This is a genomic window from Pseudoduganella sp. UC29_106 (assembly GCF_044055365.1).
Lineage (GTDB): Bacteria > Pseudomonadota > Gammaproteobacteria > Burkholderiales > Burkholderiaceae_D > Rugamonas.
The window spans coordinates 550,103-571,316 of sequence record NZ_CP171977.1; the positions used below are offsets into that span (position 1 = coordinate 550,103).

Sequence of the window (21,214 nt, forward strand, 5' to 3'; positions counted from 1 at the left end):
GATGCGGATTGTGGGTTTTCTGCGCGCAGCGGTGCGGACGTCGTCGGAGGCGCGGAGGCGGCGGGGACAACTTGGGCGCCCGAGTCAGCCGGCGCTGGCGACGAGTTGGAAGCGGGGTGCGCGGAAGATACCGCGTGTGCGCGCAAGTTCAGGCGGCGCTCAAGGGCGGCGGCGAGGCGTCCGAAGCCGATGAGGGGATGGAAGCGGCGAGGTTCGCCGAGCAGCAGGTCGAGCAGGACGCCGCACAACATCAGCAGCGCGGTTGCCGTCCAGTCGAGCCCTGCTAGCACGGCGCGCCTTTCAGCGTGAGTGGCAAGCCGGCGGCGACGAAGACAACCTCGTCGCACAGGGCGGCAACGGCCTGGTTGAGGCGCCCGGCTTCGTCGGTGAAGGCGCGCGACACGGCGCCATAAGGCACGATGCCCATGCCGACTTCGTTAGAGACAAAGATGACCGCGCCGGCATCGGAACGGGATAGTTCGTCCAGCAGCGCCGCGCGTTCGGTATGGAAGCGTTCGGGCAGGGTGAGCGCGCCAATGTCGGGATACTGCGCTCCATCGCAGAACAGCAGATTGGTGAGCCAAAGCGTGAGGCAATCGACCAGCACAACACGCTGCGGCGCGCGCCAGGTGCGTAACGCGGCGGCCAGCGCAAGGCCTTCTTCGACCGTCGTCCAGTGCGCGGGACGCTGCTTGCGGTGATGCGCGATGCGTTCGGCCATCTCACTGTCGCCGGCGGTCGCGGTGGCGATGTAGACGACTTCCTTGCCGGACTGCATAGCCAGGCGTTCCGCGTAGCCGCTTTTGCCGGAGCGGGCGCCGCCGAGAATGAGGGTGCGGTTCATGCAGCGCCCCGCGTGAACAATGCCGCGACCGCGTCCGGATTGGAAGCGAAGTAGGCGTGGAAATAGGATGCGTGCAAGGAGCCGACCTGGTAGACGGCTTCTCCCTGCACGCCGCTTGGATGCTTGATTGTGCTCGCTGCCGCCGGCTCGCTCGTTTCGAGAAGCGAGTAGTGGAAAGTGTGCCCGCGCAGGGGGCCTGCGGAGGTCGGCAGGGCCTGCGGACCAAGACCCGCGAGACGGGACTGCATGGCGACACGGCCCGGCAACAGGCCGGCCATCTGCCAGGTCGTGCCATCCGGCGCGGTGAGCGACTCGGCAATGGCCATCATGCCGCCACATTCGGCGACGATAGGCTTGCTCTCTTCATGCGCGGCCCGGATGGACGCTTGCCATTGCGATGCCTGGGACAATTGCGCTGCGTGCAGTTCCGGATAGCCGCCGGGCAGGTAGACCGCGTCCGCTTCGGCGGGCACAGGTTCGTCGGCCAATGGTGAGAACCAGGCGATGCGCGCGCCGAGGGCAGTCAGCGTATCGATATTGGCAGGGTAGATGAAGGCAAATGCCGCGTCGCGCGCGACGGCGATGGTGCGGCCGGCCAGCGTTGACACGTGCGCGGCCTCGGTGGAAGCGACGCGCGTCGTGGCATCGAAAAAGGTGACCGGCAGCGCATCCCAGGCGGCCGCATCGAGCGCCAACTGGTCGGCCAGCGTATCGAGAAGGCCTTCGATGGCTGGCTGCTCGTCGGGCAGCACAAGACCCAGATGACGCTCGGGCAGGGACTGCGGCTGCTTGGCCAGGCTGCCAAGCAATGGGATATCGCGTAACGAAGACGCGACCATCTCAGCGTGCCGCGCACTCGCCACACGATTGGCGATCACGCCGGCCATGCGCACCGGCCCATAATCGCGCAAGCCCATCACCAGCGCACCGGCCGTCTGCGCCATCGCGCCGGCATCGATAACCGCCAGCACAGGCAGCCCGAACTCGTTTGCGAGATCGGCGGCGGAAGGCGTGCCGTCGTAGAGTCCCATCACTCCTTCGATCAGGATCGCATCGGCCTCGCGCGCTGCCTCGGCCAGCAGCCGGCGCGACTCTTCGCGGCCGACCATCCACAAGTCCAGCGTCTGCACCGGCGCGCCGCTGGCTCGGGCGAGAATCATGGGATCGATGAAATCCGGCCCACACTTGAACACGCGGACGCGCTGCCCCATGCCGCGCAGCTTGCGCGCGAGCGCGGCGGTAACGGTCGTTTTGCCCTGGCCGGACGCCGCCGCGGCCACCAGCACCGCGCGTGCCATTACCACTCCGTTCCTGGTTGCGCCGCAATGCCGGCCTTGAAGGCATGCTTGACGACGTTCATTTCAGTGACGGTGTCCGCCGCTTCAATCAGCTCCGGCGGCGCCGCGCGTCCGGTGACTACCGCGTGCTGCATCGGCGGACGATCCAGCAGGTCCGCAATTACCGTGTGCACGTCAAGATACTTGTACTTCAGCGCGATATTGAGTTCATCCAGGATGACCATGCCATAGGAAGGATCACGCAGGAAGACGCGCGCCTGCTCCCAGGCGGCGACAGCCTTTTCGACATCGCGTTCGCGATTCTGGGTCTCCCAGGTATAGCCTTCGCCCATGGCGTGGAAATGGCACTCCTCCGGGAAGCGGCGCAGGAAAATCTCTTCGCCGGTCGACATGGCGCCTTTGATGAATTGCACTACGCCGACCTTCATGCCGTGGCCCATCGCGCGCATGGCCATGCCGAAGCCGCTCGAGCTTTTGCCCTTGCCATTGCCGGTATTGACGATCAGGACGCCGATGTCCTTGTCCGCCGCCGCGATCTTGGCGTCGATGATGGCTTTCTTGCGCTCCATGCGCTCGCGGTGGCGTTCGTTGATATCGCTCATGCGGATCTCTCCATGGGGATGAAAATCGTGCGGCTGCCGTGGCGTACGACATCGATCGGATGTTGCAGGTATTCGCTCAGAACCGCCGGTTGCATGACTTCGGACACGGGCCCGGCCAGCCAACGTCCATCGCCCATCAGCAGCAGCGCGTGGGTGGAAACGCTGTGCGCCAGCGTCAGGTCATGGCCGACCATGACTACCGTCTTTTTCTGCTCGCGGCACAGCTTCGCCAGCAGGGCCATCACGCTGACCTGATGCGCCAGGTCGAGGGCATTGGCCGGCTCGTCCAGCAGCAGCAGGGGCGTATCCTGCGCCAGCAAGGCCGCGATCGCGACGCGCTGCCGTTCGCCACCGGACAGGGTTCGCACATCGCGCTCGGCAAGGTCCGCCACCTCCATCGCTTCCAGCGCCTTCAGCGCTGCGTGGTGGTCGTCGGTGTCTTCCCAATAGCGGTTGGCGTGGTAGGGATGGCGTGCGGACAGCACAGTCTCGATCACCGAGTAAGCAAATGCGTCGTTGCGCGACTGGGCCAGGAAGGCGCGCTTGCGCGCCAGATCGGCCAGCGGCCACTCGGCCAGCGGGCGCTGACCGATCAGCACGCGGCCGTATTCCGGCTGGCGCAAGCCGGCCAGGGTGCGCAGCAAGGTGCTCTTGCCGGCGCCATTGCGGCCGATCACGCTCCAGCATTCGCCGTCGCCCACGCGCCAGTCCAGCGCTTCGACCAGCGTGCGCCGGCCGATATCCAGGCGCAGTTGTTCGGTTGCGATCATCTTATTTCCTCAGCCGGTGCAACTGGTACAGGAAGACCGGCGTGCCGACCAGCGCCGTGACCACCCCCACAGGAAGTTGCTGCGGCGCGATGATGGTGCGCGCCAGCGTGTCGGCCAGCACCAGGTAAGCGCCGCCCACCAGCGTGGCGGCTGGGACCAGCACGCGGTGGTCCGGACCGAAGGCAAAACGGCAGGCATGCGGCACGATCAGGCCGACAAAGCCCACGCTGCCGGCATTGGTTACCGCGCTCGCCGTCAGCAGCGCGGATACGAAGAACAGTCCCTTGCGCAGCGCGCCAACGCGGATACCCAGCGTGGCTGCCGCTTCCGCGTGCAGGGCCATCACGTTCAGCGAGCGGGCGCTGCGCAGGGCGAAGATCAGCGAGCCGGCGAGGACGAACCACGGCAGCCAGCGCATGGGAGCGCCGGAAAGGTCGCCGATCAGCCAGAACACCATGGTGCGCAGGCGGCTGTCCGGCGCGATGGAAAGCATCAGCGTCACCAGCGCGATACAGGCCGAGGACAGAATCACACCTGTCAACAGCAGCAGCGCCGTGCCGCCCTCCGCCGCCGTGCCGCCGCGCAGGTCGCGCCGCGCCAGTATATACAGCAGCATGGACACAGCGACTGCGCCAGCGAAAGCCGCCGCGTCCACCACCCATGCTGCGCACATGAACAGCAGGGCCGCCAGCGCGCCTACCGATGCGCCGGACGAAACGCCCAGTACATAAGGGTCGGCCAGCGGATTGCGCAGCAGGGCCTGCATCATCATGCCCGCCAGTGACAGCGAAGCGCCAGTAACGAAAGCTGTCACAGCACGGCCGGCGCGCAAATCCAGCAGCGTGGCTGCCAGCGAGGACGGCTGGCCATTCAGCAATTCCCGCAAGGCGCCCGGCATATCCGCCAACGGAATCGATACCGAGCCAGTCATGCCGGCAATCACCAGGCTGGCGATGGAAAGGACGACCAGGCCTACGGTAATCAGGCCGGCTCGGTTGCGCAATTGGGCGGAGAATGGATGCATTGCGGGAGCTTAACCGATTTAGTGGAAGCCGTAACGCAGGGCGGCGAACACAGTGGAACCGGCCGTTGCGTAATTGCGGGCCAGCTCATACTGTTTGTCGGCCACGTTGTTCCAGCGGACCAGGGCGGACCAGTCGCGCGAGAACTGCCAGGTCGCGTACAGGTTCACCAGGCCATAGCCGCCCAGGCGGTTGACGTTGGAGGCGTCGTCAAAGCGGTACGAGGACACCTGCCATTCCACGCCGGTGTGCAGAGGGCCTGCTTCATAGTCGACGCCCACGTTGCCATGGCGCCGGGCACGGCGCACCAGCGATTTGCCGGTCGTGTCATCCTTCGGGTCCTGGAAGTCAGCGTCCGCGCGCAGCGTGAAGCTGCCCAGGCGCTGGCGGGCCGACATGGTCAAGCCTTCCAGCGTGGCCTTGTTGACGTTATACGCGCAACCGAACTTGAAGCCGGGCTTGGGGCAGGGCGTCGTATTGACCAGCAGGTCGGTCAGCTTGTTGTGATAGTAGGCGGCAGTGAGGGCAGTGCTGCCGTTGTCGAAGTTCAGGCCTACCTCGCCGTTGCGGCCGCGCTCAGGCTTGTTGCCGTCGAAGCCGAAGCCCGGGTAGTAGAGTTCATTGAAGGTCGGCGCGCGGAAGCTGGTGCCGTAGCTGGCGTTCAGGCGCAGCGCGCTGGACAGGCGGTAGCCATAACCCAGCGAGCCGGTGGCCTTGTTGCCGTACTGCGAGCTGTCGTCGTTGCGGGCGCCGATGCTGAGCAGGTGCGGGCCGCGGTTCAACTGATAGCTGCCGGCGACGGACGTCGTGCTGCGGTCGCGCGAAACGGCCGTGGTGGTGGCTTCCACTTCTTCCTTGCGGTGCTCGACCAGCAGCTGCAGCATATCGTCGCCCAGGCGGTAGTCGTTCTGCCAGTTGAAGGTGGTCTGCTTGGTGTTGATCTGGCTGTCGGTGGCGGTGAAGCTGCCGGACTTGTCGCGGCTTTGCGCCGCCTGGGCCAGCATCGACCATTCGGAAGTGATCTTGTTGCGCGAGTAGACCGCATAGTTATCCAGCACCTGCACGCTGTCGGCGCGCGCCTTGCCGCTGTCGAATTGTGCGTCGAGGCGGCTGTGCAGGAAGAGCAGGCCCAGTTCATGGCCGGGGGCCAGCTGCCATGCGACCTGGCCGGCGGCATTTTCGCGCTTGTAGCCGTCGTCGTCCGGGTTATAGGAACTGTTGGCCGGCTTGGTGGCCGAGAAGCCGTCCGAGCGCTCTTTCGCTGCGCTCAGCGCATAGCTGACGGCGCCGCTGCTGCCGGATACGGCAGCCTGGTAGGCACGCGTATTGTCGGTGCCGCCGCCGACCGAGGCGCTGATGCTGGGCGCACCCTGGCCTTTCTTCGTGAAGATCTGGATCACGCCGCCGATGGCGTCCGCGCCGTACAGGGTGCTGAGCGGGCCGTAGACGACTTCGATATGGTCGATGGCTTCCATCGGGATCGCGTTCCAGGCGGCGGTGCCGCTGGTGGCGGAGCCGATGCGCACGCCGTCCACCAGCACGATGACCTGGTTGCCGTTGGCGCCGCGAATCAGCACGCCGGAGTTGGTGCCCGGGCCGCCGTTGCGGGTGACTTCAATGCCGCGCTGGCGTTGCAGCAGTTCCGTGATGGAGCCGGCGCCGGCGTTGGCAATTTCTTCCGCGCCGATAGTCAGCGTGTCGGCGACAACATCGCGCGCAGCTTGCGGAGTGCGGGTGGCGGTCACGATGACCGCGTTCAGGGCAGTGGTTTGGGCTTGCACGCTTGGCGCAGCAATAGCCAGGGCGAACGACGCGAGGGCCGCTTGCCGGGTGACGGGAGAGGTCATGACAAGTTTTCGATATTGAGCAACCAGCCCACGTCCCCGTAGACTGGAATCACACGAAAGCGCATTGCGCTTCCACCTGATTTGGCCGGTATCCGGGCTGGCATGCCTGGCTGTCTTGCCTTCCCATGCTTGCGCACAGTGGCGGAGGAGACAGCTGCCGCTTTATGGAGCGGCACATGCTTACCGTTGCGGGGGCAGCACACGTTGACCGTCGTGGACGGTGTCGTGTTTCCCGTTTAACTGCGTTCGAGGACTCGAACGCGGGCACCAAAACTATTCAATTATAACCCGGTGTATGCTGCCGTAGGCGATGGCGTGTGGTTTTGCAGCCGCTTGCAGCGCGGCTTCATGCAGGGCGGCGCCGCCGGCAAGCGCTTGCAGCAGGCGGATCGTGCCGGCGTGACATACCACAATGGCAGTGCCGTCCAGCGCTTTCAGGAAGGCTTGCACGCGGCGTGCCGCATCCAGTACGGATTCGCCGCCGCCGGGGCGGTAGTTCAGCAGGTCGGCGACCCAGGCATCGACTTCGGCGCGGGGGATGTCGTCCCAGGCACGCAGTTCCCAGGCGCCGAAATCCAGTTCGGCGAGGCGGGCGTCCACGATCGGCGCGCGCGGGGTAGCGAGTTGCGTGGCCAGGGCGGCGCAGCGCTGCAGTGGGCTGGTGCGGATGGGCGCCGTGCGCAGCAGCTCTGGCGGCAGCTCGGCGCGAACGCCCGTGACGCACGCGGCCAGCGCGGCGGGATCTGCCGACAGGTCGCTGCTGCCGTAGCATATGCCCGGCGCGGCAAGCGGCGCCGGGTGGCGGATGAGGATCAGCTCCACGCAGCCAGCGCGCCGAGGTAGAACACAGCCTCCGTCAGCTGCTGCACGGCGCCCAGGCAGTCGCCCGTATAGCCGCCCAGGCGCTGCGCGCATTTACGGGCAAGCCAGGCGGCGGCGAGGACCATGGCAAGCAGGCCACAGGCCAACGCAACCGGCGCGATCCAGCCACGCGCGGCGACAAGCGCCACCGGCAGTGCCGCGGTGCAGGCTGCGATGGCGAATTCGCCGCTGCGCATTTCCTGCGCCATCGGCTTGGCCTTGCCTTCCGCGCGGGCATATTCCATGCGCCAGATCAGGGCCGTCGCCATCAGGCGGGAAGCAGGATGGGCGACGAACAGCGCCGCCAGCACCCCGGTGTACGGCAGCGAAGACAGAGCCGCAACCTTGGTCGCCAGCAGGAGCAGGATGCCGATCGCGCCGTAAGCGCCGATACGCGAGTCCTTCATGATCTCCAGCACGCGCTCGCGCGTGTGGCCGCCGCCGAAGCCGTCGCACATATCGGCAAAGCCGTCTTCATGGAAGGCGCCGGTGGCATAGATGCCGGCGGCGGTGGAGAGCAGGACGGCGACCGCGGGCGGCAGTACGAGCGCAGTCAGCGCATACACGCCGGCGGCAATCGCCGCGACCACCAGGCCGACCAGCGGAAAATAACGGGAAGCGTGATGCAGCCAGGCCGCCTCGAAGCCGACCCAGCGCGGGATCGGCAGCCGCGTAAAGAATTGCAGCGCGATGAAGAAGAGGCGGACCTGCTGCATGAATCAGGCGGACTTTTCGCTGACCTGGGCGGAGTCGAACGTCGCCATCTGGTTCAGGAAGTTCACGGCCGACTGCAGCAGCGGCATGGCCAGCGCGCTGCCCGTACCTTCGCCCAGGCGCAGGCCCAGATTCAGCAGGGGACGTGCGCCAAGATGTTCCAGCATGCGCTTGTGGCCACTCTCGTCCGAGCAGTGCGAGAACACGCAGTATTCCAGCACTTCCGGCTTGATGCGGGCCGCCACCAGCAGGGCGCTGGTGACGATGAAACCGTCGATCACCAGGACCATGCGGCGCTCGGCCGCCTTCAGCATGGCGCCGGCCATCATGGCGATTTCGAAGCCGCCGAATGCGGATAGCACCGGCAGGCCGCCGTTGACGTCGTGCAGCTGCACCGCCGCTTCGATTACGCGCTGCTTGCGTAGCACGCCTTCGGCATCCAGGCCCGTGCCCGCGCCCACGCAGTCGGCCACCGGAATGCCGGTTAGCTTGTGCATCAGGGCCGCAGCTGCCGTCGTATTGCCGATGCCCATTTCGCCAAAGCCCAGCACATTGCCCGGCAGCGCTTCGACCAGCTCCATGCCGGCCTCGATCGCTTCCATGCACTCCTGGGCGGACATGGCCTTCTCCTGCGCGAAATTGCGCGTACCGGGAGCGATCTTGCGGTTCAACAGGCCTTCGCGCGGCCCGAAGTCGTGGTTCACGCCGGCGTCCACCACGCTCAGGGAGCAGCCGTTCTGGCGTGCGAACACATTGATGGCGGCGCCGCCGGCCAGGAAGTTCTCGACCATTTGCCAGGTCACGTCCTGCGGATAGGCGGACACGCCCTCGGCCACGACACCGTGGTCGCCCGCGAAGACCAGAATGGCAGGTTCGCGCAGCTCGGGCGACGTGGTCTGCTGGATCATGCCGATCTGCTTTGCCAGCGTCTCCAGTGCGCCCAGGCTGCCCAGCGGCTTGGTCTTGTTGTTGATCGCGCGATCCAGCTGTCCCGCGAGCGTTTCGTTAGAAATTGGGGTGATGTGTGGGATAGTCATCAGAGAATTATAATGCCCGCATGCGCATTCTCATCATTGAAGACAATCCGGACATTGTCGCCAACCTGTACGGCTTCCTGGAGCCCAAGGGTTACGTGCTCGATTCCGCCGCCAATGGCTACGGCGGACTGGGGCTGGCTGCGCAGAACGATTACGACGCGGTTGTGCTGGACGTGATGCTGCCCGGGCTGAATGGCCTGGAGCTGTGCCAGAAGCTGCGCGGGGAGCTGGGCAAGTCCACGCCCGTGCTGATGCTGACCGCGCGCGACACCTTGGAAGACAAGGTGGCTGGCTTCGACAGCGGCGCCGACGATTACCTCGTCAAACCGTTCTCCCTGGTCGAACTGGAAGTGCGCCTGCGCGCCCTGGTGCGGCGCGCGCGCGGCGCCCAGACGGCCAGCCCCATGCTGACCGTGGGCGAGCTGACATTCGATACCGCGAACTTCGAGGCGCGCCGCGCCGGCCGTCCGCTGGCGCTGACCCGCACTGGCTTCACCATCCTGCGCCTGCTGATGAAAGAGGCGCCCAATGTGGTCACGCGCGAAGCGCTGGAGCAGGAGCTGTGGGGTGAGGACCGGCCGGACAGCGATGCCCTGCGCACCCACATCCACGCACTGCGCCAGGCGCTGGACAAGCCCCATCCCTTCGCCATGCTGCGCACCATTCCAGGGATCGGCTACAAACTGGTGAGCGAAGCAGATGAATAAGGTCCATTCGCTGCGGCGGAGCATCATCGCCGCCTATATGACCTTCGCGATGGTGGTGTCCGTCGTGTTTGCGGTCGTGGCGATGATCGCCGTCGAAGGCATCGAAGACCGCCTGGTGGACGACCGACTGGAGGAGATCGCCAAATGGGCTTCGCCGCGCGACGCCGGCCACCTGCCGGTGGAAATGCCCTCCGGCGTGAGCTTCCATCATGACAATGACATTCCGTTGTCGCTGCGCGGGCTGTCTCCCGGCGTGCATGACCGGATCGTGGATGGCGTGTACCTGCAAGTGCTGGCGGGGCGCGATGCCATCGGCGATTTCGTGGTGGTGGATCACAGCACCGAGTATGAGCACATCGAGCAGGTCGTGTACTCGATGTTCCTTGCCGTGCTGCTGGCCTTCATCGGCTGTTCGGTGGTGCTGGGCCGCTTCCTGGCCAACCGCTTTGTCACGCCGATGATGGAACTGGCGCAGGCGGTCGAACAACGCAAGGACGATTTGCCGCACCAGGAGCGCAAGGATGAACTGGGCGTGCTCGCGCGCGCCTTCGCCGGCCACACGTCGGAGCTGACCCGCTTCCTCGACCGTGAGCGCTTCTTTACGGGAGACGTGAGCCACGAGCTGCGCACGCCGCTGACCGTGATCAGCGGGGCCGCCGAAGTGCTGATGGAGCGCACCAAGGACGATCCGGCGCTGCATGCCCCGTCCGAGCGGATTTACCGCGCAGCACGCGAAGCGAGCGAAGTGACGGCCGTGCTGCTGCGCCTGGCCCGCTCGCCCGAAGTGCTGGAGTGGGACAAGCTTTCCGCAGCCGCAGTAGCGCAGACGGAAGTTGCGCGCTATCAGCCGCTGGTCAACAATCGTCCGATTACCCTGCGCTTTGGCGGCGGCGGCGACTTCGAAGTGGCCGGGCCGCGCGAGCTGATTGTGGCGGCTGTCGGCAACCTGGTGCGCAACGCCTGCCAATACACAGCAATGGGCATGGTGGAAGTCCGACTCGAACCCGGTCGCCTGATCGTAGAAGATACCGGGCCTGGCCTCCCCGCCTCCGCATTCGCCCGGTTGCGCGGTGAGCCGGCACCGGGGGGCGAAACGGGCTCCGCCGGCTCCGGGCTGGGACTGAGCCTGGTCCAGCGTATTTGTAGTTACCTTGGTGCAACTTTGTTCGTCTTGCCGCGAGAGGGCGGCGGAACCCGCTGCGAACTGCACTTTCCTTGATTTAACGCAAATTTAACGCCGCCTTCACGACTACTTCACTTGCCTCCCGTTATCTTTTGTGGCTAATTGCCGGGAGTCTTTGTGAAGTTGAAATCCTTACCACCTGTTCAGGCGCCACTATTGACTGTGGCGGCGTCTGCCTTCCTCGTTCTGGCATGCAACGCCAGCTTCTGGAAAAGTTTTGTTAGCGCTACGGGCGGTGTCCAGTTCGGCAATGTCCCACTTTATCTCGGCGCCGTCCTGGTGCTGGTGCTGGTCTTCAATCTATTCCTCACTCTGGTAAATTTCCGGCCGCTCATCAAGCCGGTGCTGATTTTCCTATTCCTGCTGACGTCGGCATCCAGTTACTTCATGAACAAGTACGGCGTCGTGATCGACGCGTCCATGGTTCAGAACGTGGTCGAAACCGATGTGCGGGAAGCCAATGAGCTGCTGAGCTGGCACCTGGTGCAGACGGTGCTGCTGCTGGGCGTACTGCCGTCTTTAATAGTATGGCGCCTGCCGCTGCGCTTCCCGTCGCTGCGCCGCGACCTGCTGATCAAGCTGGGAACGATTGCCGGTTCCGTCGTGGTCATGGTTGGCGTGCTGATGCTGCTGTTTAAGACTCTGGCGCCGGCCGTGCGGGAGCACCGTGAAATGCGCCTGCTGCTCACGCCGACCAATGTATTCCAGGCTACCAGCAGCTACCTGAAACACCGTTGGGCAACGCCGACCACCATTGCACCTCTGGGAACGGACGCGAGCAAGGGCCGCCTTTGGGCCGCTGCTGCCGCTGCCGGTATCGAGCGGCGAACCGTGACGGTGCTCGTCGTTGGCGAAACGGCACGGGCCATGAATTTTTCGCTGAATGGGTATTCCCGGGCGACGAATCCGCGTCTGGCGCAAGAGGAGGGCTTGATCAATTTCAGCGATGTCAGTTCCTGCGGCACGGCGACGGCCGTTTCCGTTCCCTGCGTGTTCTCCGCCATGGGACGCGAGGATTATTCGGAGGCGAAGGCGCGCTCCCAGGAAGGGTTGCTGGATGTGTTGAGCCATGCCGGCTTCGATGTATTGTGGCTCGACAATAATTCCGGATGCAAAGGCGCCTGCGATCGCGTGCGTTTCGAGGACCTGTCGAAACCCGTGGCCGGCAACAAGCTGTGCAACGAAGAGGAATGCTTCGACGAGCATTTGCTGGAAGGCTTGCCGGAGCTTATCCGCAACGCCAAGAAGGACCTTGTCATCGTGTTGCATCAGAAGGGCAGCCACGGTCCTGCTTACTGGCGCCGTTATCCGGCGGAGTTCAATAAGTTCGGCCCCGTGTGCCAGACCAACGAGCTGGAAAAATGCTCGCGTGAGTCCATTATTGCAGCGTATGACAACACCATTCTTTATACGGACTACTTCCTGAGCCGGACCATCGACCTGTTGCGCAAAGTGGCGGCTGAGGATGGGGTGGATACCTCGATGCTGTACTTCTCGGACCATGGCGAATCGCTGGGTGAGAAGAATATGTACCTGCATGGCGCGCCATATATGTTCTCGCCGGCGGAGCAGCGCAAGGTGCCGATGATGCTGTGGCTGTCGGACAGTTTCCGTGGCCGCTTCAATATCGACCGCTCCTGCCTGGCGGCACGCAGCGGACAAGAGTTCTCCCACGACAACGTCTTCCACTCCACCCTGGGGATGCTGAACGTGAACACGGCTGTTTACAACCCACAACTGGATCTCTTCCATGCATGCGTCCACGGCGTATAAATCAGGTATCGGCCCAGCCACGCTCGCTGTTTCGGTGCTGGGTATTTCCGCACTGTTCATTTTGTGGCTCGGGCAGGCGACGAATATCGATCTGCAGCTGGCGGATGCAGCCTATGATCAGGCCCGTCAGCTATTCCCCCTGCAGCATGCCTGGTTTGCCGAGCAGTTCAACCACGAAATCCTGAAGAAAATCATGACGGTGGCGGCCGTCGGCGCAGTGCTGCTGGCGCTTTACGACAGCTGGCGTCCATTCAAGGGTTGGGACTGGTCGCACCGTATCGGCGTGCGCGTCCTGGGAATGTCGGCATTGTTCGTGCCGCTGCTCACCAGTTTGCTGAAGCGGTCCAGCAGTTCGCACTGCCCGTGGGACTTGCAGCGCTATGGCGGTGACGCACCTTATATACGTATTCTTGAGCTGATGCCGCATGGCGTGTCGGCCGGACACTGCCTGCCTGGCGGACATGCGTCGAGCACGCTATGGCTGATCGCACTGTCCGCATTCTGGTGGCCGAAGGCGCCGCGCAAGGCGCTGGCTGTCGGGCTGGCAGCGCTGGTGCTGGGCTTTGGCGTCGGCTGGGTGCAGCAGCTGCGTGGCGCGCACTTCCTGACGCACACACTGTGGTCGTGCTGGGTGGCTTGCGCTGTCGTGTTCGCCGTCTATCAGCTCAACACAAAAGTACTTGCCAAGGTGCCTTCCATTAGCTATAGTTCTGTCCCTCGCAACGCTGCTACGGCAGCTGAGTGAAGCGAGTAGAGGGGTTGACGGATAGAGCGAAACGCTGCATAATCTCACTTCTCTGCTGACGAACAAAACGCTTCGTCAAAGCAAGCAGGATCTTTAAAAATCAACAGTCGATAAGTGTGGGCGTTTGACGATGTGCAACGCGCCGAATGGCGCGATGCTCAAATTATTAGTTTCAAACGCTCGCACAAAATTAAACGTAAATCTCTTTATCGAGATTTCGTCAGTATTTTGAGTGAGTGACCCGCTAGAAATAGCGAAAACAGAGATTGAACTGAAGAGTTTGATCCTGGCTCAGATTGAACGCTGGCGGCATGCTTTACACATGCAAGTCGAACGGCAGCGCGGGCTTCGGCCTGGCGGCGAGTGGCGAACGGGTGAGTAATATATCGGAACGTACCCAAGAGTGGGGGATAACGTAGCGAAAGTTACGCTAATACCGCATACGATCTCAGGATGAAAGCAGGGGACCGCAAGGCCTTGTGCTCCTGGAGCGGCCGATATCTGATTAGCTAGTTGGTGAGGTAAAGGCTCACCAAGGCAACGATCAGTAGCTGGTCTGAGAGGACGACCAGCCACACTGGAACTGAGACACGGTCCAGACTCCTACGGGAGGCAGCAGTGGGGAATTTTGGACAATGGGGGCAACCCTGATCCAGCAATGCCGCGTGAGTGAAGAAGGCCTTCGGGTTGTAAAGCTCTTTTGTCAGGGAAGAAAAGGGAGTGGCTAATATCCATTCCTGCTGACGGTACCTGAAGAATAAGCACCGGCTAACTACGTGCCAGCAGCCGCGGTAATACGTAGGGTGCAAGCGTTAATCGGAATTACTGGGCGTAAAGCGTGCGCAGGCGGTTTCGTAAGTCTGTCGTGAAATCCCCGGGCTTAACCTGGGAATGGCGATGGAGACTGCGAGGCTAGAGTTTGGCAGAGGGGGGTAGAATTCCACGTGTAGCAGTGAAATGCGTAGAGATGTGGAGGAACACCGATGGCGAAGGCAGCCCCCTGGGTCAAAACTGACGCTCATGCACGAAAGCGTGGGGAGCAAACAGGATTAGATACCCTGGTAGTCCACGCCCTAAACGATGTCTACTAGTTGTTGGGTCTTAATTGACTTAGTAACGCAGCTAACGCGTGAAGTAGACCGCCTGGGGAGTACGGTCGCAAGATTAAAACTCAAAGGAATTGACGGGGACCCGCACAAGCGGTGGATGATGTGGATTAATTCGATGCAACGCGAAAAACCTTACCTACCCTTGACATGGCAGGAATCCCGGAGAGATCTGGGAGTGCTCGAAAAGAGAACCTGCACACAGGTGCTGCATGGCTGTCGTCAGCTCGTGTCGTGAGATGTTGGGTTAAGTCCCGCAACGAGCGCAACCCTTGTCATTAGTTGCTACGCAAGAGCACTCTAATGAGACTGCCGGTGACAAACCGGAGGAAGGTGGGGATGACGTCAAGTCCTCATGGCCCTTATGGGTAGGGCTTCACACGTCATACAATGGTACATACAGAGGGCCGCCAACCCGCGAGGGGGAGCTAATCCCAGAAAGTGTATCGTAGTCCGGATTGTAGTCTGCAACTCGACTACATGAAGTTGGAATCGCTAGTAATCGCGGATCAGCATGTCGCGGTGAATACGTTCCCGGGTCTTGTACACACCGCCCGTCACACCATGGGAGCGGGTTTTACCAGAAGTAGGTAGCTTAACCGCAAGGAGGGCGCTTACCACGGTAGGATTCGTGACTGGGGTGAAGTCGTAACAAGGTAGCCGTATCGGAAGGTGCGGCTGGATCACCTCCTTTCTAGAGTCTGCACGGACTCAAACGTTCACACTTATCGGCTGTTAGATCAAAAGAAACGAGCGCGGGTCTGTAGCTCAGCTGGTTAGAGCACCGTGTTGATAACGCGGGGGTCGTTGGTTCGAGCCCAACCAGACCCACCAAGTATCGTGTTGTACCACGGGGGATTAGCTCAGCTGGGAGAGCACCTGCTTTGCAAGCAGGGGGTCGTCGGTTCGATCCCGTCATCCTCCACCACTGCCTTTATGTGTGCGATAGACGCAGACATAAGAGTAGTACTCGTTCTTTAACAATCTGGAAGAAGTAAAGTTTTATTAAGCGTGAATCGAAAGATTCACACTTAGGGTAGTGTTCCGAAAGGAACGCATACAAAAACTCATCAAACACAGTAGTAAGTGCTTAGAACTATAGCCGTCAAGGTTATAGGGACAAGTGACTAAGTGCACATGGCGGATGCCTTGGCGATTACAGGCGATGAAGGACGTAGAAGTCTGCGATAAGCTTCGGGGAGCTGACAAACAAGCCTTGATCCGAAGATTTCCGAATGGGGAAACCCGGCCTTTTAGGTCATCGTATTCTGAATACATAGGAATACGAAGCGAACGCGGCGAACTGAAACATCTAAGTAGCTGCAGGAAAAGAAATCAACCGAGATTCCCAAAGTAGTGGCGAGCGAAATGGGAAGAGCCTGTACGTGATAGTCGTTTGGATAGTGGAAGCCTCTGGAAATAGGCGCCATAGCGGGTGATAGCCCCGTACACGAAATTCAAGCGGTGGTACTAAGCGTACGACAAGTAGGGCGGGACACGAGAAATCCTGTCTGAAGATGGGGGGACCATCCTCCAAGGCTAAATACTCGTAATCGACCGATAGTGAACCAGTACCGTGAGGGAAAGGCGAAAAGAACCCCGGGAGGGGAGTGAAATAGATCCTGAAACCGTGTGCATACAAACAGTCGGAGCCTCGTAAGGGGTGACGGCGTACCTTTTGTATAATGGGTCAGCGACTTACATTCAGTGGCGAGGTTAACCAGATAGGGGAGCCGTAGAGAAATCGAGTCCGAACAGGGCGCCAGTCGCTGGGTGTAGACCCGAAACCAAGTGATCTATCCATGGCCAGGTTGAAGGTGCGGTAACACGCACTGGAGGACCGAACCCACTAATGTTGAAAAATTAGGGGATGAGCTGTGGATAGGGGTGAAAGGCTAAACAAACTTGGAAATAGCTGGTTCTCTCCGAAAACTATTTAGGTAGTGCCTCAAGTATCACCACCGGGGGTAGAGCACTGTTATGGCTAGGGGGTCATCGCGACTTACCAAACCATTGCAAACTCCGAATACCGGTGAGTGCGAGCTTGGGAGACAGACGTCGGGTGCTAACGTCCGGCGTCAAGAGGGAAACAACCCAGACCGCCAGCTAAGGTCCCAAAGATTGGCTAAGTGGAAAACGAAGTGGGAAGGCTAAAACAGTCAGGATGTTGGCTTAGAAGCAGCCATCATTTAAAGAAAGCGTAATAGCTCACTGATCGAGTCGTCCTGCGCGGAAGATGTAACGGGGCTAAGCCAGTCACCGAAGCTGCGGATATCCGCAAGGATATGGTAGGAGAGCGTTCTGTAAGCCTGCGAAGGTGGCTTGTAAAGGCTGCTGGAGGTATCAGAAGTGCGAATGCTGACATGAGTAGCGATAATGCGGGTGAAAAGCCCGCACGCCGTAAGCCCAAGGTTTCCTGTTCAACGTTCATCGGAGCAGGGTGAGTCGGCCCCTAAGGCGAGGCAGAGATGCGTAGCTGATGGGAAGCAGGTTAATATTCCTGCACCGTCGTATGATGCGATGGGGGGACGGATCGCGGAAGGTTGTCTAGCTGTTGGAATAGCTAGTTTCTGGTTCATAGAAGGTGCTTAGGCAAATCCGGGCACATAATTCAAGGGACTGGGACGAGCGCTCTTGTAGCGCGAAGCAATCGGAAGTGGTTCCAAGAAAAGCCTCTAAGCTTCAGTCATACGAGACCGTACCGCAAACCGACACAGGTGGGCGAGATGAGTATTCTAAGGCGCTTGAGAGAACTCGGGAGAAGGAACTCGGCAAATTGGTACGTAACTTCGGGAAAAGGTACGCCCCGGTAGCTTGACCACTTTACTGTGGAAGGGCGAAAGGGTTGCAATAAACTGGTGGCTGCGACTGTTTAATAAAAACACAGCACTCTGCAAACACGAAAGTGGACGTATAGGGTGTGACGCCTGCCCGGTGCTGGAAGATTAAATGATGGGGTGCAAGCTCTTGATTGAAGTCCCAGTAAACGGCGGCCGTAACTATAACGGTCCTAAGGTAGCGAAATTCCTTGTCGGGTAAGTTCCGACCTGCACGAATGGCGTAACGATGGCCACACTGTCTCCTCCCGAGACTCAGCGAAGTTGAAGTGTTTGTGATGATGCAATCTACCCGCGGCTAGACGGAAAGACCCCATGAACCTTTACTGTAGCTTTGCATTGGACTTTGAACCAATCTGTGTAGGATAGGTGGGAGGCTTTGAAGCGGGGACGCCAGTTCTCGTGGAGCCAACCTTGAAATACCACCCTGGTTTGTTTGAGGTTCTAACCTTGGCCCGTGATCCGGGTCGGGGACAGTGCATGGTAGGCAGTTTGACTGGGGCGGTCTCCTCCTAAAGTGTAACGGAGGAGTTCGAAGGTACGCTAGGTACGGTCGGACATCGTGCTAATAGTGCAATGGCATAAGCGTGCTTAACTGCGAGACCGACAAGTCGAGCAGGTACGAAAGTAGGACATAGTGATCCGGTGGTTCTGTATGGAAGGGCCATCGCTCAACGGATAAAAGGTACTCTGGGGATAACAGGCTGATTCCTCCCAAGAGTTCATATCGACGGGGGAGTTTGGCACCTCGATGTCGGCTCATCACATCCTGGGGCTGTAGCCGGTCCCAAGGGTATGGCTGTTCGCCATTTAAAGTGGTACGTGAGCTGGGTTTAAAACGTCGTGAGACAGTTTGGTCCCTATCTGCCGTGGGCGTTGGAAATTTGAAGGGGGCTGCTCCTAGTACGAGAGGACCGGAGTGGACGAACCTCTGGTGTACCGGTTGTCACGCCAGTGGCATTGCCGGGTAGCTAAGTTCGGAAGAGATAACCGCTGAAAGCATCTAAGCGGGAAACTTGCCTTAAGATGAGATTTCCCGGAGCCTTGAGCTCCTTGAAGGGTCGTTCGAGACCAGGACGTTGATAGGTCAGGTGTGGAAGTGCAGTAATGCATTAAGCTAACTGATACTAATTGCCCGTACGGCTTGTCCCTATAACCTTGCCGGTTATACGCACTTACCGTGTTTGAGATACCCAACTTACTTCTTCCAGATTCAGTGTGGCGCCGCAGTGAGCGGCGACATGCGTACAAGTTATGCCTGATGACCATAGCAAGTCGGTCCCACCCCTTCCCATCCCGAACAGGACCGTGAAACGACTTTGCGCCGATGATAGTGCTGCAACCAGTGTGAAAGTAGGTTATCGTCAGGCTAGTTATTAGAAAAGCCCGCCAGGGCTTTCCGAGATGGGGTCTCGGAAAGCGCTCGGCGGGCTTTTTGCATTCTCAGAACCCAAGGCGTGAACCTGGTGTCTGCCACGATGTGGCAGACACCTGTTTTAGGCCGTGGGTTTTAATTAGCGCGCCAGCTGGTCACCGACGTAGGCGCGGAAGTGCTTGATGCGTCCGGTCACGTCATCCTTGCCCTGGCGCGGCGTGTAGCGCAGGCCCGCCACTTCAACATCCTTGCCCAGATCGATGATCAGGCGGTGCGGGTGCTTCGGCTTCAATCCCGTACCGCTCCACGCGCTGTGCCAGTAGTCGGTAACCTGGCCATTGATCGCATTCAGCGCGCCGCCATCTTCCTTGCTCGCTTCCTCGCTGCTCACGTAGGCGATCGTCCAGTTGGACTGGTCGATGGTTTCGCCTTTGGCATTGAGCAGCGAGATCTCTGCGATGGCGGCGAACTGCTTGCCGTCATGTGCATCCAGCGACTCGAGGCAAAACTGCCGTCCGCGCGCCGGCTGCGAGAACCGGACATCCTGCGTCGCCGAACCCGCGGCGAATTCGCCTTCATGCACCGGCGTCACCCCATCGAGATGCGGCTTGATCTTGCTCGGCGGACGCGCCAGGTCGCGCTCGGGACGCAGCTGATCGAGGATCGGCTTTTTCAGGCCGCTGATGCGCGCAGTCTGCGGGCCAGTGAGGTCGAGCACCACCACTTCGTTGGCGCCGTCGCGAATCCACGGACCGGGCAGGTACATGGTCTGCGTCGGGCCGATGCTCCAGTAGCGCCCCAGGCAGCGGCCATTAATCCACACGATGCCCTGGCCCCAGCTCGACATATCGAGGAAGGTGTCGGCCTGGCGCGATGCGTTGAAGCTGCCGCGCCAGAACGCGGCGCCTTTTGCGCGGCCGGGCTTCCAGGACAGCGGTGGCAATATGCCATCCGCATCGAAGTCGATAGCGCGAATCTCCCAGTTCTCCACCGTCTGCGCCGTGCCGCCTGTCGGCGTAAAGCGCACCGGCCCATGCAGGCCCTTGCGGTCGTGGATCTCCACGCCGAAGTTCACGCGCGCGATCGTGTACAGCATGATCTCCAGCGTGACCGGCTTCGAGCGTGCGGGCAGGTCGACACTGAAGCGCCGATAGCGCGTGTCCATCGTGCCGACCTGTTTGCCGTCCATGAAGACCCACGCCAGATCGCGCACCTTGGCCGCTTCCAGCACGCCCGCCGGACCGGCAGGTAGCGTAACGCGGTAAGCGACGATGCCGCGGCTGATGTCGTACTCCTCCAGCGGACGCGGCGAAACATCGCGGATCACTTTCGGCGGCAGGTTTGCAAACACCGAGGCCGACTCCTTCAGCGCAAACGGCGCAATTTCCAACAGCGGATTCTGCGCCGGCGCCACCGGCAGCGTTTCGCCCGCAGCGAGGAAAGGCTTGATGCCCTCGCGGTAGGCGTCGAACTTCTCGCCCATCCAGCCCGCCTCGCTGATCGGCGCATCGTAATCGTAGCTGCTGGTATCGGGGCGGAAGGGGCGGTCGCAGCCGCCCCACAGGCCGAAGGTCGTGCCGCCGTGCGCCATATAAAGGCTGAAGGAGCCGTTCATCTTCAGCATGGCCTGGATATCTTCGACCGCTTTCGTTGCCGCGCCGCGGCGGTGCGGTGCACCCCAGGTGTCGAACCAGCCGGAGTAGTATTCGCCGCACATCTTCGGCCCCTGCTGCACGGCGGCCAGCGCCTTGAAGCCGGTGGCGGGATCGCTGCCGAAGTTCGCGACCGAGAACAGTTCGGGAATATGGGTACGCGACACCGCATTGGTCGGATTGCACTGGAACAGCGGCACGTCGAACTTCGCATCGAGCAGGGCCTGGCGCATGATGCGCATGTATTCCTTGTCGTCGCTGAAGAAGCCGTATTCGTTCTCGACCTGCACCATCAGGATAGGGCCGCCATGGGTGACCTGCTGCGGACCGAGGACGCGGCCCACTTCCGCCAGCCAGCGCCGCGCCGGATTGATGTAGTTCGGATCGCGCGTACGCAGGAAGGCATCGCCGGGACTCTTGAGCAGCCACCACGGCAGTCCGCCCATCTCCCACTCGGCGCAGGCATAGGGACCGGGACGCAGGATGACCCACAGGCCTTCCTGCTGCGCGAGGCGGCAGAACTCCGCCGCGTCGCGCTGGCCGCTCCAGTCATAGCGGCCTTCGCGCCACTCGTGATAATTCCAGAACAGATAGGCGCAGACGGTGTTCAGGCCCATGGCCTTGATGGCCTTCAGGCGGTGCTGCCAGTATTCGCGCGGCACGCGGGCAAAGTGCATCTCGCCGCAGCGAATCTGCAGCGGTTTGCCGTCCAGCAGGAAGTCGTCGGTGCCGATGGTGAAGCGCGGCGTGGCCGCGTGCAGCGGCAGGAAAATGGTGCCAATGGCAGCCGCCGTGCCTTGCAGGACGCGGCGGCGGAGTGGGTTGCTCGTCATCTGTGGGC

15 protein-coding genes, 2 tRNA genes, 3 rRNA genes and 1 riboswitch are annotated in these 21,214 nt (G+C 61.4%); of the genes, 10 read left to right on the top strand and 10 right to left on the bottom strand.

Going from position 1 to position 21,214, the window contains the following annotated elements:
* Window positions 1–134: 134 nt before the first annotated feature.
* The gene (locus ACHMW6_RS03085) at window positions 135–287 is read left to right on the top strand and encodes a hypothetical protein (RefSeq protein WP_395405459.1); all 153 of its coding nucleotides are present in this window, start codon (window positions 135–137) and stop codon (window positions 285–287) included.
* Here the strand turns inward: ACHMW6_RS03085 and cobU are convergent.
* The 9 genes from cobU to cobT form a co-directional block, all read right to left on the bottom strand.
* Window positions 284–844, bottom strand: a complete 561-nt coding sequence (gene cobU, locus ACHMW6_RS03090) for a bifunctional adenosylcobinamide kinase/adenosylcobinamide-phosphate guanylyltransferase (RefSeq protein ID WP_395405461.1) — start codon at window positions 842–844, stop codon at window positions 284–286. The genes ACHMW6_RS03085 and cobU overlap by 4 nt on opposite strands.
* Window positions 841–2,142: a cobyrinate a,c-diamide synthase gene (locus ACHMW6_RS03095; protein ID WP_395405463.1), complete on the bottom strand. Its 1,302-nt coding sequence runs from the start codon at window positions 2,140–2,142 to the stop codon at window positions 841–843. Before ACHMW6_RS03095 ends, cobU begins: the two co-directional genes overlap by 4 nt.
* The gene (gene cobO, locus ACHMW6_RS03100) at window positions 2,142–2,744 is read right to left on the bottom strand and encodes a cob(I)yrinic acid a,c-diamide adenosyltransferase (protein WP_395405465.1); all 603 of its coding nucleotides are present in this window, start codon (window positions 2,742–2,744) and stop codon (window positions 2,142–2,144) included. Before cobO ends, ACHMW6_RS03095 begins: the two co-directional genes overlap by 1 nt.
* On the bottom strand, window positions 2,741–3,514 hold the full coding sequence (locus tag ACHMW6_RS03105; protein WP_395405467.1) for an ABC transporter ATP-binding protein: 774 nt from the start codon (window positions 3,512–3,514) through the stop codon (window positions 2,741–2,743). The genes cobO and ACHMW6_RS03105 overlap by 4 nt, the downstream gene beginning before the upstream one ends.
* 1 nt (window position 3,515) lies before the next feature.
* Window positions 3,516–4,538 (bottom strand): FecCD family ABC transporter permease, encoded by a 1,023-nt coding sequence (locus tag ACHMW6_RS03110; RefSeq protein WP_395405469.1) that lies wholly within the window; start codon window positions 4,536–4,538, stop codon window positions 3,516–3,518.
* A gap of 18 nt (window positions 4,539–4,556) precedes the next feature.
* Window positions 4,557–6,383, bottom strand: coding sequence for a TonB-dependent receptor domain-containing protein (locus ACHMW6_RS03115; RefSeq protein WP_395405471.1), 1,827 nt, complete (start codon window positions 6,381–6,383; stop codon window positions 4,557–4,559).
* A gap of 65 nt (window positions 6,384–6,448) precedes the next feature.
* Window positions 6,449–6,670: riboswitch (cobalamin riboswitch) on the bottom strand.
* Window positions 6,657–7,205: a histidine phosphatase family protein gene (locus ACHMW6_RS03120; RefSeq protein ID WP_395405473.1), complete on the bottom strand. Its 549-nt coding sequence runs from the start codon at window positions 7,203–7,205 to the stop codon at window positions 6,657–6,659. (Overlaps the previous riboswitch by 14 nt.)
* A complete protein-coding gene (locus tag ACHMW6_RS03125; protein WP_395405475.1) occupies window positions 7,196–7,960 on the bottom strand; it encodes an adenosylcobinamide-GDP ribazoletransferase in 765 nt (254 codons plus the stop codon). The genes ACHMW6_RS03120 and ACHMW6_RS03125 overlap by 10 nt, the downstream gene beginning before the upstream one ends.
* A gap of 3 nt (window positions 7,961–7,963) precedes the next feature.
* Window positions 7,964–8,995, bottom strand: coding sequence for a nicotinate-nucleotide--dimethylbenzimidazole phosphoribosyltransferase (gene cobT / locus ACHMW6_RS03130; RefSeq protein ID WP_395405477.1), 1,032 nt, complete (start codon window positions 8,993–8,995; stop codon window positions 7,964–7,966).
* A gap of 20 nt (window positions 8,996–9,015) precedes the next feature.
* Between cobT and ACHMW6_RS03135 the strand changes: the two genes are divergently transcribed.
* The 9 genes from ACHMW6_RS03135 (at window position 9,016) to rrf (ending at window position 18,716) form a co-directional block, all read left to right on the top strand.
* Window positions 9,016–9,702: a response regulator transcription factor gene (locus ACHMW6_RS03135; RefSeq protein ID WP_395405479.1), complete on the top strand. Its 687-nt coding sequence runs from the start codon at window positions 9,016–9,018 to the stop codon at window positions 9,700–9,702.
* A complete protein-coding gene (locus ACHMW6_RS03140; protein ID WP_395405481.1) occupies window positions 9,695–10,921 on the top strand; it encodes a sensor histidine kinase in 1,227 nt (408 codons plus the stop codon). Before ACHMW6_RS03135 ends, ACHMW6_RS03140 begins: the two co-directional genes overlap by 8 nt.
* An 81-nt stretch (window positions 10,922–11,002) precedes the next feature.
* Window positions 11,003–12,658: a phosphoethanolamine transferase gene (locus tag ACHMW6_RS03145; RefSeq protein WP_395405483.1), complete on the top strand. Its 1,656-nt coding sequence runs from the start codon at window positions 11,003–11,005 to the stop codon at window positions 12,656–12,658.
* Window positions 12,636–13,403 (top strand): phosphatase PAP2 family protein, encoded by a 768-nt coding sequence (locus ACHMW6_RS03150; protein WP_395405485.1) that lies wholly within the window; start codon window positions 12,636–12,638, stop codon window positions 13,401–13,403. The genes ACHMW6_RS03145 and ACHMW6_RS03150 overlap by 23 nt, the downstream gene beginning before the upstream one ends.
* Before the next feature lie 268 nt (window positions 13,404–13,671).
* Window positions 13,672–15,203, top strand: a 16S ribosomal RNA gene (locus tag ACHMW6_RS03155).
* 63 nt (window positions 15,204–15,266) lie between these two features.
* Window positions 15,267–15,343, top strand: a tRNA-Ile gene (locus ACHMW6_RS03160).
* A gap of 18 nt (window positions 15,344–15,361) precedes the next feature.
* A tRNA-Ala gene (locus ACHMW6_RS03165) sits at window positions 15,362–15,437 on the top strand.
* Between the two features lie 189 nt (window positions 15,438–15,626).
* Window positions 15,627–18,498: ribosomal RNA gene (locus tag ACHMW6_RS03170) — 23S ribosomal RNA — on the top strand.
* A gap of 105 nt (window positions 18,499–18,603) precedes the next feature.
* Window positions 18,604–18,716 (top strand): 5S ribosomal RNA (gene rrf / locus ACHMW6_RS03175).
* Together the 16S, 23S and 5S rRNA genes with 2 tRNA genes alongside form the textbook arrangement of a ribosomal RNA operon.
* 144 nt (window positions 18,717–18,860) lie before the next feature.
* Here rrf and ACHMW6_RS03180 read toward each other — a convergent pair.
* Window positions 18,861–21,206, bottom strand: a complete 2,346-nt coding sequence (locus ACHMW6_RS03180) for a beta-galactosidase (RefSeq protein WP_395405487.1) — start codon at window positions 21,204–21,206, stop codon at window positions 18,861–18,863.
* Window positions 21,207–21,214 lie beyond the last annotated feature (8 nt).

Bases quoted from the DNA above. Each gene is read 5' to 3' on its own strand.
- cobO (WP_395405465.1), bottom strand. From the start codon at position 2,744: ATGAGCGATATCAACGAACGCCACCGCGAGCGCATGGAGCGCAAGAAA.
- ACHMW6_RS03110 (WP_395405469.1), bottom strand. From the start codon at position 4,538: ATGCATCCATTCTCCGCCCAATTGCGCAACCGAGCCGGCCTGATTACC.
- ACHMW6_RS03140 (WP_395405481.1), top strand. From the start codon at position 9,695: ATGAATAAGGTCCATTCGCTGCGGCGGAGCATCATCGCCGCCTATATG.
- ACHMW6_RS03135 (WP_395405479.1), top strand. From the start codon at position 9,016: ATGCGCATTCTCATCATTGAAGACAATCCGGACATTGTCGCCAACCTG.
- ACHMW6_RS03095 (WP_395405463.1), bottom strand. From the start codon at position 2,142: ATGGCACGCGCGGTGCTGGTGGCCGCGGCGGCGTCCGGCCAGGGCAAA.
- ACHMW6_RS03115 (WP_395405471.1), bottom strand. From the start codon at position 6,383: ATGACCTCTCCCGTCACCCGGCAAGCGGCCCTCGCGTCGTTCGCCCTG.
- ACHMW6_RS03180 (WP_395405487.1), bottom strand. From the start codon at position 21,206: ATGACGAGCAACCCACTCCGCCGCCGCGTCCTGCAAGGCACGGCGGCT.
- cobU (WP_395405461.1), bottom strand. From the start codon at position 844: ATGAACCGCACCCTCATTCTCGGCGGCGCCCGCTCCGGCAAAAGCGGC.
- cobT (WP_395405477.1), bottom strand. From the start codon at position 8,995: ATGACTATCCCACACATCACCCCAATTTCTAACGAAACGCTCGCGGGA.
- ACHMW6_RS03150 (WP_395405485.1), top strand. From the start codon at position 12,636: ATGCATGCGTCCACGGCGTATAAATCAGGTATCGGCCCAGCCACGCTC.
- ACHMW6_RS03125 (WP_395405475.1), bottom strand. From the start codon at position 7,960: ATGCAGCAGGTCCGCCTCTTCTTCATCGCGCTGCAATTCTTTACGCGG.
- ACHMW6_RS03105 (WP_395405467.1), bottom strand. From the start codon at position 3,514: ATGATCGCAACCGAACAACTGCGCCTGGATATCGGCCGGCGCACGCTG.